The following is an 11057-nucleotide window of genomic DNA, read 5'->3' as shown; positions in this document are numbered from 1 at the left end:
ATGACACGAGCTACCGGAACCTCGGAAGGCGCGTCCGCGACCGACGGCGACCCAGGCGGCGACACCACTACGGCGTCGCCGAGCCGGCAGGGACGGCCCGGTGGCGCGACGCGATGGGTGGCGATCCTGTCGATTGTGTTGTTGCTCGCCACCGCGGGGTTCTTCGGGTTCCGGTGGTGGCAGGCGGAGGAAACGGCCGCGTTGCGCGACGACGCCGTGACGAAGGGGCGCGAGTATGCGGTCATGCTGGGGACTTACGATTACCGCACCTTCGACGACTCCCTCGCCGCGGTCACCTCGAATTCCACCGCGGAATTCGCAGCCAAATACGAAGGTGTGGCGGGCGACTTGCGCGGATTGGTCGAGAACGGTCAGGGAACGTCGGTCGCGCGCGCCGATCACGCCGGACTCGAGCGCCTCGACGGTGAGATCGCGACAGTGCTCGTCTTCCTCGATCAGGACGTCACGAATGCGGTGGTGCCCGATGGCCGCACCGATGCCACCCGCTTTCTCATCACATTGAAGCGCGTGGACGATCGGTGGCTCCTCGACGGCGCCGACGCCGCATAGCCGGGCCTTTCCGCGCTCCGTTGCATCCCCTGGGAATATGACTATCTTTTGATGGTAGGAAAGTTCTCATAGCGAAGAATCTTGTTCGAGGCTTCGGCAGGCAACGGCAGAGAGATCGCCGGAAAGGCGCACGGTGACGATGCGGTTCATCTTCTACTACCCCGAGATCAACGGTCCTGACGGCGACGTGCTCGACCCCGGTCCCGTCCGCGAGGTCGCGGTGTCAGCCGAGCGCGCCGGATTCGACGCCTTCTCGTTCAGCGAGCACCCCGCTCCCGGTGCGCGCTGGCTCTCCGCCGGTGGACATCAGACGCTCGACCCGTTCGTCGCCCTCGGGTACGTGGCCGGTGCGACGGAGCGGCTGCGCCTGCTCACCTACCTCGCGGTGGCGCCGTACCGGAATCCGCTCCTGCTCGCCAAGGCCGCGGCGTCGCTCGACAAGATTTCCGGGGGACGCTTTGTGCTCGGGATCGGCACGGGCTACCAGAAGAGCGAATTCCACGCTCTAGGTGTCGACTTCGCCGAGCGCAACGCGTTGTTCGACGAGGCGCTCGACGTGTTGCCGCTGCATTGGAGCGGCGAGCCGTTCAGTTACGAAGGCCGTCACTTCAGCGCGCACAACATCATTGCCCGGCCACGCCCGGTCCAGAATCCGATCCCGATCTGGATCGGCGGCAACTCCGCGCTCACGCGCCGCCGCGTCGCCCAGCGAGCACAGGGATGGATGCCGATGTCGGGTGGTGCCCAACTCAGTACGACCGCCCGGACGCAGGAACTCGGACCCGTCGATCAACTTGCCGGCCAGATCGCCGACGTGCGCGAGGCCGCACTCGCGGCGGGCCGCACCGACCACATCGATGTCGTCTACTCCTACAGCGGCGAGATCGGTGCCACGGGCGTACATCCCGACCGGCACCGCGAAGTCTTCGCCGATCTGGAGAAGGCGGGAGTCGACTTCGTCACGGTGTCGTGCCCCATCGAGGGTTTGTCGGCCACCGTCGACTTCCTCGAATCCTTCGGTGCCACCTACCTATCGTGAAAGAGACTGCCTCCGTGCATAACTCGACCGACGTTCAGAACGCCACTACCACGGAGAATGCCGCCACGCAGAACACCGCCGAGGGGAACAGCGCGACCGGAGGCTGGTTCGCCGAACGCGCAGGTCTCACCGGCACCGTCGCCGTGATCACCGGAGGTGCCGGTGGCCTCGGCGAGGCGATCGTCCGCGACCTCGCCACCAACGGCGTGCGACCCGCAGTCCTCGACATCGACCGCAAGGCAGTCGACGCACTCGATGCGTCGCTGCGCGAGAGCGGCGTCGACGCCCTCGTCCGGCACGGTGACGCCCGGGACCCGGAGACGCTCGAGGCTCTGTTCGGTGCCGTCGACGAGCGATGGGGGAGACTCGACATCCTGGTGAACATCGTCGGGGGAACGTTCCGATCGCCGTTCGTCGACACCAAGCCCAAGGGCTGGGACGCACTTCTGCGCACCAACCTCTCGCATGTGCTGCACGCGTGCTCGCTCGCCGTGCCCCGCATGCAGAACGGGGGCCGCGGGGGCAGCATCGTCAACCTCACGACCATCGAAGCACACCGTGCCGCACCCGGATTCGCCGTGTATTCGGCGGCGAAGGCTGCCGTCGAGCAATTCGCCCGCACTCTTGCCGTCGAGGTGGCGCCCGACGGCATCCGTGTGAACAACGTGGCCCCGGACTTCGTTCCGACGCCCAACCTCGAACAACTTGCCGTGGGCGAGCACGCGCTCGCCGATCCGCGCAGTGCAGGTATCGCCATTCCGATGGGACGGGTGGGCCACGTCCACGACGTGTCGAACTGCGTCGTGTTCCTCGCGTCGGGCCTGTCGTCCTTCATCACCGGAACGACGCTCCACCCCGACGGTGGCACGCTCGCGTCGTCGGGGTGGTTCAACTGGCCCGGTACGGGTTGGGCCAACTATGCGCCGGACAGTGTCCTCGTCCGGGCGTCGTCGGTGCTCGGCGAGTAGTTCCGCGGGATCGTGAAGGTCGCTGCCACAACGAGTATCGCGACCACGAAGCACGCCACCGTGTACCAGAGGTTGCCGACCGGATCGCCGTTGCCGGTCACGCCGTCGGTGGCCGCGAAGTAGTCGGGCAGCGCACTCGCCCACAGCACCGCCATCACGGCCAGATACGCGATGCTGAAATACCTGACGAAGTCGTTGGAGTATGCGGGTGTCTCCGGGGATCCGGGTGCCCGGCTGGTGCGCAACCGTCGCCACTGCCGTGCGAGGACGTAGATCGCGACGGCAGAGACGAGGATGAGTTCGGCGGCGTAGACGGTCGCGCGGACCGTCGTGCTGCCCATCCCGATGACGGTCGCGGGCGCCGGGAGGATCACCGTTCCCAAAGCGGCGAGGAGTCCGACGACCACGGTCCGCCAGACCAGTTCGAGACCACCGAACCTGCGGCCGGCATCCGCGTGGCGACCGACGAAGAACTGGACGCAGAACGCCAGCGACATCGGCCACAGGGCGGCGAAGACGACGACGCTCGGCAGCGGCACCGAGTCGAAGAACGGCTGGTTGACCGGATTGTCGAGCGACCACTCCCACCACCGCAGTTGCGGACCGAGATGATCGAAGATCTCGTAGAAGGCGTGATGGACGAAGCCGACGCACGCCGCTCCGATCAGGGTGCCGTACTGCCGGAACACTCCGAGCATCCGGACGATCTCGAACGCGATCGTCGCCATGAGCGGATAGATCGCGATGATGTACAGGGGTAGGCGTCCCCACATGAATTCGACCGTGAACACGTTGTGCGCGAACATCGTGTCCACGTATTCCTCGACGCCGAAGGCGTCGGGGAAGTACAGCAGCGGTTCGATGATGAAGAGGAACGCGAGCGTTCCGAGCCACAAGACGAGGTTGGTGGGATCACCTGTGCGGCGGAGCCGGACGATCGCGTAGATCAGTGCCAGAACGGCTCCGACCACGATCGTCAGTTCGAGCACGGGAAGGGTCCAGTTCTCGAGTGCGAAGGGGCTGCGCAACTCGAAGAGCCCACCGGCTTCGGCGCACGAGAACCCCAGCCGCGTCGCGAGATCCTCGAACGTGGGGGAGCAGAGATCCGACATCAGTCCGCCTCCCGCGTGGATGCGGTCTCGGCGGTGTACCAGTGCGAGACGTCGTAGCCGGCGTCGAACCGTTCGAACCACACGTCGGCGAGCGCGGGAAGCTTCTCGTGATCGGGGTTGTGCTTGGGCAACTGGCTGCGCACGACGCCGGCCAGCGCGACCAGCTGTTCACGCAGCGGCAGAACGTCGAAGGCCCGCGGCATCGGCCCGTGGTCCTCGGCGTCGAGGAACGGCAGGCGTTTGCGCAGGATCTGCTTCCGGCGGTACGACGCGAACATCGACATGGCGTCGATCTTCCGGTCCTCGATCGGCACATGCTTGTTGAAGCCGTCGCAGGCGATTGCGATGACGTCGAGTACGTGCTTGAAAACCGATGGGGCCCTGCGCATCCGGTAGAGGTCGCTGCCGACCACCGCGTCGAAGATGATGAGCGCGGAACTGCGGTGCTCGACCTCTTCGACGAAGTGCCAGATGAACAGCGACGCGACACGGTCGTCGCCGGGGCGGAAGAGATGTTCGTCGTTGTCGAGCATCAGCTTGAACACCGGGGTGAAGGTTGCTTCCAGATCCGCGGTGTAGGCCAGGCGGTACTCGAGAGATTTCTCCGCCGTGAGGCGGTCGAACGCCGCGACGACCTCGTCGAGCGTTTCCTGTAGACCCGGGTAGCTCCTGATCAGGCCCTTGACGTGCTGTCGATGGGCGGTGGAGTGCTGGCCTTCCTGGTACATGAAGGCGTTGGCTTCCTCGACCACCTTCGGGTCGGCGATCCGGTCCACGACCTCCTGGACCATGTTCACGATCATCTTCTCGAAGCCGATCGCGAGGAACGACACTGCGTTGGCCATGCTCGAGAAGGCCGGGTTCTCCTCGTTCCACAGGAACGGCACGTCGTAGTCCGCGAATGCGAAGCGCATCTTCCGGACCTGCAGGTTCGTCATCGTGGCGCTACCTCGTCTCATGCCGGTCGGGGAGACCGGACGGGTGGGGCCCCAGGTGACGAGGCCTCGGTTCGGCGTGACCATACATCAGTGCGCTCATTTGTATGATAGGAATCCCGGCGCGGATGCGGAAGGCCCCGTGACCTGCGGCAGGCCCGGTGGGTGAACGTGCGCCGTGTTACCGTCGGATTCTTGTTGCAGGTCGTGGTACCCGAGGAAGCAGATTGTGGCGCGGAGACGTGGGTGGGGCGGGCGTCCTCCCGTCGACGACGAGGAGGCCTCGCGGCGGATAGTCGCGGCAGCGGTCGAGCTGATCGCGCAGTCCGGGGCGGAAATCAGCATCGCCGACGTCGCGCAGTCGCTCGGAGTCATCCGTCAGACGGTGTACCGGTACTTCACCAGTGCCGACGCCTTGATGCGCGCGGCCGCGATCGCGTCGGTCGAGGGATTTCTCGATCGGCTCGCCGACCAGGTCGCCGGCATCAGCGATCCCGCTGAGGCGATGGTCGAAGGGGTGGTGTTCACGCTGGCGGAAGTCCGCCGCACCCCGCATCTGGGCATCCTGCTCTCGAGTACGTATTCGGACCCGCATCCGGAAGTGATGGCCTCGGGCGAAGCCCGTGCCTTCGGCATGACCATGATCCGGCGGTTCGACGTCGACTGGGAGCACTACGGCTACGACGACGAGTCGCTGGGTGAATTGGTCGAGTACGTGCTGCGGACGATGCAGTCGTTCTTCGTATCGCCGGGGGACCCGCCCCGCAGCGACGACGAACTGCGCCGGTATCTGCGTCGATGGATGGGGACTGCGATCCTCGCGCAGCACCCCGAGCGCTTGCATCCCCGCGTGTGACGTAGGTAACATAGAAGGTGCGAATCGAGCCGATGACGTCCGCGGACGACAGAGAAGCGCTCGTGAAGCAGAGATCCGGCCCGGCAGCGCGAAAGCGACACCGGGCCGAACCCCTGTGTGGGGGCGGTGCGTCGAGGGGGGATCAGGTGGGGGAACGCATCACGACCGTCGACCGCGACGGGCTGACGTTCGACGTCCGGGACGAGGGGCCGATCGGCGGCGAGATCGTCGTCTTGCTCCACGGTTTTCCGCAGGATTCCCGTTCCTGGGAGGGCGTCGCGCCGATACTTCACGACGCCGGATACCGCACGATCGCTCCGGACCAGCGCGGCTGTTCACCCCGGGCACGGCCACGGCGACGCCGCGACTACAGGATTCCTCAGATCACCGAGGACGCCGTCGCCCTCATCGAGGCGGTCGGCGCCGGTTCTCGCGTGCACCTCGTCGGCCACGACTGGGGTTCGGTCATCGCGTGGTCCGTGGCTGCCCGCCGGCCCGACCTGGTCCAGTCGCTCACAGCGGTGTCTGTGCCCCACCCCGCCGCGTTCCTTCGCGCCTTCGTCACCAGCACACAACTGCTCAGGTCCTGGTACATGCTGTTGTTCCAGTTCCCGTGGATCCCCGAGTTCCTGCTGAGCAACGAGCGGATCGCGAACTCCGTTCTCCGCGGGTCGGGGCAACCTCGTGCCGCCGCGGCGCGCGACGCCGCGCGGCTCGCCGACCGGTCGGCCGTACGGGGAGGGGTGAATTGGTACCGGGCAATGCTGTGGACCGACCCTAAGGCGACGCTCGACCCCGTCACCGTGCCCACCCTGATGGTGTGGAGCGACCGCGACATCGCCGTCGGGCCGGCCGGGGTGGACGCCACCCCGCACTACGTCTCGGGTCCGTACCGGTCGGAAACGCTCGCCGGTGTCAGCCACTGGATCCCCGACGAGGTGCCCGACGAGCTGGCACGCCTCGTCGTCGAGCACGCGACAGCCAACAGCTGACGCGTGCTCGGGAACGTCAGGCGCGCAGGCGTTCTCGCCTGAGGAGTTCGACCTCCGGAAGGTCCAGCGGTGGGAGGGAGTCCACGCCCAGTGCCCGGGCGAGAAGGCGGTCGGCGAGCTCGGGATTGCGAGCCAGCACCGGCCCGTGCAGATAGGTACCGATCACCGAACCCTGGACAGCGCCCTCGAGTCCGTCGCCGACGCCGTTGCCCACGCCACGTGAGACGCGGCCGAGCCCGGTGGCGTCCGGGCCGAGAGTCGTTCCACCCCGGTGATTTTCGAAACCGGTCAAGGTCTGTGTGAGCCCGTAGGCGACAGGCTGGGTGACGATCTCCCCGATCGAACGGGTCTCTTGCGGTGCGGTCGTCACGTCGAGGAGTCCGACGCCGTCGACACGCTCACCCGATGAGGTTTCGTACCAGTGGCCGAGAACCTGGATGGCTGCGCAGATCGCGAGGACGGGAGCCCCGCGCCCCGCGGCCTGCTGCAGACCGGGGTAGCGCTGGAGGTGCCGCGTGGCGAGACGTTGCGCCGCGTCTTCTGCTCCGCCGAGAGTGTAGATGTCGAGCGATTCGGGCACCGGGTCGCTCAACCCGATCTCGATGACCTCGGCGTCGTGGCCGCGCATCCGGAGACGCTGGCGGAGCACGAGAGCGTTTCCACCGTCGCCGTAGGTGCCCATGACGTCGGGCAGTACGAGCCCGATCCGAACGGTCGAGTCAGACATTGGCCGTCCTCCTGGAGATTTCGGTGTTGAGATCCCGGAACGCGGTGTAGTTGGCCAGTACCTCCACCCGGCCGGGCGGGCAGGATGCGATCGCTTTCAGCGGGTCCGGGACGAGCGTGTGGTCGACGCCCGCGTAGGTGAGGCGCACCGCGAGGTCTGTGCCGCGCTCACCTGCCGCGACCACCTGAATTCCTTCGAAGTGCTCGAACCGCACATCCCACAGCCAGGAAAGGTCTTCGCCGTCGGGCACCTGACCGTTGACGGCGATGACGAGCCCGTCGACGGTCGGATCGATCATCGACAGCGCTTCCTGCCAGCCCGCCGGATTCTTGGCCAGGAGCATGTGCACCGAATGCGGGCCCACCTGGACGGTCTTGTAACGGCCCGCGACCTCGTCGACGACTGCCGCTGCGGCGACCGCTTCGGCAGGGTCGGCGCCCAACGCGACCGCGGCCGCGACCGCCTGGGCGGCGTTGCCGCGGTTGGCCTTGCCGGGCAGTGTCAGCTTCAGCGGCAGCACAAGGCCGTCGGGGCCGTACAGGTTGTCGTCGTCGACCCACCAATCCGGTTGCGGCCGAGCGAAATCGGATCCTGTGCTGTACCAGTGGACGCCTTCGCGTGCGATGGGTTCCCCGGTGCGCGGGCAACTCACCGAATCGTTCGCCCAGCCCGCGCCGGCGGCGACCCACACGACATTGGGGTTGTCGTACGCGGCCGACGTGACGAGCACGTCGTCACAGTTCGCGACGATCACGGCGTCGGGGTGCCGCTGAAGGCCCGCCCGCAACTTGCGTTCGATCATGTTGATCTCGCCGACGCGGTCGAGTTGATCGCGGCTGAGATTGAGCAGCACGATCGCTTCGGGTTCCAGGGCGTCGGCCACGTGCGGGGTATGGAGTTCGTCGACCTCGATCGCGGCGAGCGGCGCGTGGAGGTCGGACGCGAGCGCGGCAACGATGCCCGCATCCATGTTCGCACCGTCCGCCTGCGTGACGGTCTTGTCGATCGTCTCCAGAGCGGCTGCCGTCATCCGCGTCGTCGTCGACTTGCCGTTGGTGCCGGTGACGAGCACTGTGCGGCGCCCGTGACCGACCTGCTTCATCAGCGTCGGCTCGATCTTCAGGGCGATGAGCCCACCGATCATCGAGCCCTTACCGCGTCCGGCCTTCTGGGACGCCCAGGCGGCGGCTTTGGCGGCGCGTAGGGCGAGCCGGCCGCGCGCGGTGATTCCAGTACTAGTTCCCACGTCGGCGAGTGTTCCACAGCCGTACAGGAGCCGCCGACGGCGGCTTGCCAACTGTGTCAGGAAGTACGGGTGGCCTCCGTCACGCCGCTCAAGGCTTGCGACTTGAGCACCTGGAACTCGTCCTCGGTGATGGTGCCGGCGTCGAGCAGTGCCTTGGCATCCGCGATGTGCTCGGCCGGGGATTTGCCTGCGACCTCACGAATGTAGTTGTCCTGAGCGGACTTGATCTGCGCGGCCTCTCGCGCGGACCGCTCGGCCATCCCGCGACCGTGGATCACCAGGTACACCAGCCCGGTGAGCAGCGGGAAAACGAACAGGAAGACAATCCAGATCGCTTTCACCCAACCGGACTGCTCACGATTGCGGAACAGATCGCTGATGATCATCCACAGCATGATGAGGTAGGCGATGAAGGCGAAACTGACGACGATGAACCAGATGATGTCCCAGAAATCCACGACGATCCCCTTACCCGAAGGTTGAGTTCAGTGGTCCGGGGATGCGTACCGAGAACTGCGCGGCGGTACCCCGGGAACTTTCCGAGAGTACCGCCGCGCAGAGTGGGACTTGTGCCGAATCGGCAGAAAGATCAGCTTGCCCGGTTCACCGCCGAGACGACTGCGCGCAGCGACGCAACGGTGATGGACGAAGCGATTCCCACACCCCAGACGAGCGTGGTGGTGCCGTCGGGACGGGTCACGTCCGCCTCGACGTAGGCCGCGGCGTTCGCGTCGTCGCCCGCCGACATCGCATGCTCGGAGTATCCGCGTACGGCGACGCGGTAGCCCAGGGACTCGAGGCCGTCGACGAAGGCGGCCAGCGGGCCGTTACCGGTACCCGTGATCTCCTTCTCGACGCCGTTCACCTTGAGAACCGCGGTGACGGTGTCCTCGCCGTCGTCGGTCTCGGCGGCGGTGACCTTCTGGCGGATCCGCTCGAGCGGGGTGACGGGAGCCAGGTACTCCTCGTGGAAGATGTCCCACATCTCCTTGGGGCTGACCTCGCCGCCCTCTCCGTCGGTGACGGCCTGCACGGACTGGGAGAACTCGATCTGCAGGCGACGCGGCAGGTTCAGTCCGTGGTCGTGCTTCATGATGTACGCGATGCCGCCCTTGCCGGACTGCGAGTTCACGCGGATCACGGCCTCGTAGCTGCGGCCGACGTCCTTCGGGTCGATCGGCAGGTACGGGACGGCCCACGTGATGTCGTCGACGTCGGAACCGGCCGCATCGGCGTCGGCCTTCATGACGTCCATGCCCTTGTTGATCGCGTCCTGGTGGCTACCGGAGAACGCCGTGTAGACCAGGTCGCCGCCGTAGGGGTGCCGCTCGGGAACGGGCAGCTGGTTGCAGTACTCGACGGTGCGGCGGATCTCGTCGATGTTCGAGAAGTCGATCTGCGGGTCGACGCCGCGGCTGAACATGTTCAGGCCCAGGGTCACCAGGCATACATTGCCGGTGCGTTCGCCGTTCCCGAACAGGCAACCCTCGATACGGTCGGCACCGGCCTGGAAACCCAGCTCGGCGGCCGCGACACCGGTCCCGCGGTCGTTGTGGGGGTGCAGCGACAGGATGATCGAGTCGCGCTTCGCCAGGTTGCGGTGCATCCACTCGATCGAATCGGCGTACACGTTGGGCGTGGCCATCTCGACGGTCGCCGGCAGGTTGATGATCACCGGGCGCTCGGGGGTGGCTCCCAGAGTTTCGACGACGGCGTCGCACACTTCCTTGGCGTAGGACAGTTCGGTGCCGGTGTAGGACTCGGGGGAGTACTCCCACCGCCAGTTGGTATCGGGGTAGTCCTTCGCGGTCTCGATCACCAGTTCGGCGGCGTCGGTCGCGATCTTCTTGACGGCGTCCTTGTCGGCGCGGAACACCACGCGGCGCTGCAGGATCGACGTCGAGTTGTAGAAGTGCACGATCACGTTCTGTGCGCCGACGCATGCCTCGAACGTGCGGCGGATCAGTTCCGGACGCGACTGCGTCAGCACCTGAATCGTGACGTCGTCGGGAATCGCGTTGTCCTCGATGATTTCCCGGACGAAGTCGAAGTCGGTCTGGCTCGCGGACGGGAAGCCGACCTCGATCTCCTTGTACCCCATGCGCACCAGCAGGTCGAACATGCGGCGCTTGCGGGCCGGGCTCATCGGATCGATGAGCGCCTGGTTGCCGTCACGCAGGTCCACGGCACACCAGCCGGGAGCGCGGTCGATGATCTTGTCGGGCCAGGTGCGGTCGGGCAGCGAGACCGGCTCGACTTCCTCGGCGAACGGCCGGTACCGGTACGTGGGCATCGACGAGTTCTTCTGGGTGTTCCACGCGGGCTGATCGGCGGGCGCGGGCTTGCTCGGCGGCGTGATGGTGCGCGAACCGGAGGTGAAAGCGTCGGCGGGTGACATGACGTATCTCCAAAGAGGTGGGACCGGTGGGTCCAGATCAGGATATCGACCGGCGCGTAGAAACCCCGCGACGGGAAGCCGGTCTGGTCAGATCCCGCCGCGGCGGCCGAGGAGAAGCGCGCGCTGCATGCCAAGCAGTGTAACGCCACCTCGCTACATTGCACTGCTGGCCCCCGCATTGTTCGAAAAGGCTCCGATTGTTCGTCGTCTTTAC

The 11057-nt window shown here is 66.3% G+C and carries 11 protein-coding genes; 5 read left to right on the top strand and 6 right to left on the bottom strand.

The genetic code is table 11. The features are described 5' to 3' along the window. From RDCOP1_RS20315 to RDCOP1_RS20305, 3 genes are all read left to right on the top strand, one after another. Complete coding sequence (locus RDCOP1_RS20315; RefSeq protein ID WP_072704901.1) at positions 1-570, top strand: Rv1363c family protein; 570 nt, start codon at positions 1-3, stop codon at positions 568-570. A gap of 139 nt (positions 571-709) precedes the next feature. After that, positions 710-1609 carry an LLM class F420-dependent oxidoreductase gene (locus RDCOP1_RS20310; RefSeq protein ID WP_072704897.1) on the top strand — a complete coding sequence of 300 codons (900 nt, stop codon included), beginning with the start codon at positions 710-712 and terminating at the stop codon, positions 1607-1609. Positions 1610-1623: 14 nt separating this feature from the next. Beyond that, a complete protein-coding gene (locus tag RDCOP1_RS20305; protein ID WP_084722745.1) occupies positions 1624-2577 on the top strand; it encodes an SDR family NAD(P)-dependent oxidoreductase in 954 nt (317 codons plus the stop codon). Here the strand turns inward: RDCOP1_RS20305 and RDCOP1_RS20300 are convergent. Next, a complete protein-coding gene (locus RDCOP1_RS20300; RefSeq protein WP_072704894.1) occupies positions 2526-3689 on the bottom strand; it encodes a DUF7802 domain-containing protein in 1164 nt (387 codons plus the stop codon). The two genes, RDCOP1_RS20305 and RDCOP1_RS20300, sit on opposite strands and share 52 nt — an antisense overlap. Continuing rightward, positions 3689-4627 carry a metal-dependent hydrolase gene (locus RDCOP1_RS20295; RefSeq protein WP_072704891.1) on the bottom strand — a complete coding sequence of 313 codons (939 nt, stop codon included), beginning with the start codon at positions 4625-4627 and terminating at the stop codon, positions 3689-3691. Before RDCOP1_RS20295 ends, RDCOP1_RS20300 begins: the two co-directional genes overlap by 1 nt. Positions 4628-4853: 226 nt before the next feature. Between RDCOP1_RS20295 and RDCOP1_RS20290 the strand changes: the two genes are divergently transcribed. Together RDCOP1_RS20290 and RDCOP1_RS20285 are read left to right on the top strand one after the other, a co-directional pair. Next, a complete protein-coding gene (locus tag RDCOP1_RS20290) occupies positions 4854-5480 on the top strand; it encodes a TetR/AcrR family transcriptional regulator (protein ID WP_072704888.1) in 627 nt (208 codons plus the stop codon). A 146-nt stretch (positions 5481-5626) separates the two neighbouring features. After that, complete coding sequence (locus tag RDCOP1_RS20285; RefSeq protein WP_072704885.1) at positions 5627-6472, top strand: alpha/beta fold hydrolase; 846 nt, start codon at positions 5627-5629, stop codon at positions 6470-6472. Positions 6473-6488: 16 nt separating this feature from the next. On the opposite strand, the gene RDCOP1_RS20280 is transcribed toward RDCOP1_RS20285, so the two are convergent. The 4 genes from RDCOP1_RS20280 to leuA form a co-directional block, all read right to left on the bottom strand. Then, a complete protein-coding gene (locus tag RDCOP1_RS20280) occupies positions 6489-7199 on the bottom strand; it encodes a type 1 glutamine amidotransferase (RefSeq protein WP_072704882.1) in 711 nt (236 codons plus the stop codon). After that, positions 7192-8445, bottom strand: coding sequence for a Mur ligase family protein (locus tag RDCOP1_RS20275; protein ID WP_072704879.1), 1254 nt, complete (start codon positions 8443-8445; stop codon positions 7192-7194). The genes RDCOP1_RS20280 and RDCOP1_RS20275 overlap by 8 nt, the downstream gene beginning before the upstream one ends. Before the next feature lie 56 nt (positions 8446-8501). Further along, a complete protein-coding gene (locus tag RDCOP1_RS20270) occupies positions 8502-8903 on the bottom strand; it encodes an SHOCT domain-containing protein (RefSeq protein ID WP_072704876.1) in 402 nt (133 codons plus the stop codon). Between the two features lie 131 nt (positions 8904-9034). After that, positions 9035-10843: a 2-isopropylmalate synthase gene (leuA, locus tag RDCOP1_RS20265; RefSeq protein WP_072704873.1), complete on the bottom strand. Its 1809-nt coding sequence runs from the start codon at positions 10841-10843 to the stop codon at positions 9035-9037. Positions 10844-11057: the final 214 nt, after the last annotated feature.

Origin of the sequence: Rhodococcus coprophilus NBRC 100603 (genome assembly GCF_001895045.1) — a bacterium.
Lineage (GTDB): Bacteria > Actinomycetota > Actinomycetes > Mycobacteriales > Mycobacteriaceae > Rhodococcus > Rhodococcus coprophilus.
This window is presented reverse-complemented; position numbering and strand designations above follow the sequence as displayed.

Coding starts and splice junctions, on each gene's coding strand:
- RDCOP1_RS20310 (WP_072704897.1), top strand. CDS start 710: ATGCGGTTCATCTTCTACTACCCCGAGATCAACGGTCCTGACGGCGAC.
- leuA (WP_072704873.1), bottom strand. CDS start 10,843: ATGTCACCCGCCGACGCTTTCACCTCCGGTTCGCGCACCATCACGCCG.
- RDCOP1_RS20315 (WP_072704901.1), top strand. CDS start 1: ATGACACGAGCTACCGGAACCTCGGAAGGCGCGTCCGCGACCGACGGC.
- RDCOP1_RS20280 (WP_072704882.1), bottom strand. CDS start 7,199: ATGTCTGACTCGACCGTTCGGATCGGGCTCGTACTGCCCGACGTCATG.
- RDCOP1_RS20300 (WP_072704894.1), bottom strand. CDS start 3,689: ATGTCGGATCTCTGCTCCCCCACGTTCGAGGATCTCGCGACGCGGCTG.
- RDCOP1_RS20295 (WP_072704891.1), bottom strand. CDS start 4,627: ATGACGAACCTGCAGGTCCGGAAGATGCGCTTCGCATTCGCGGACTAC.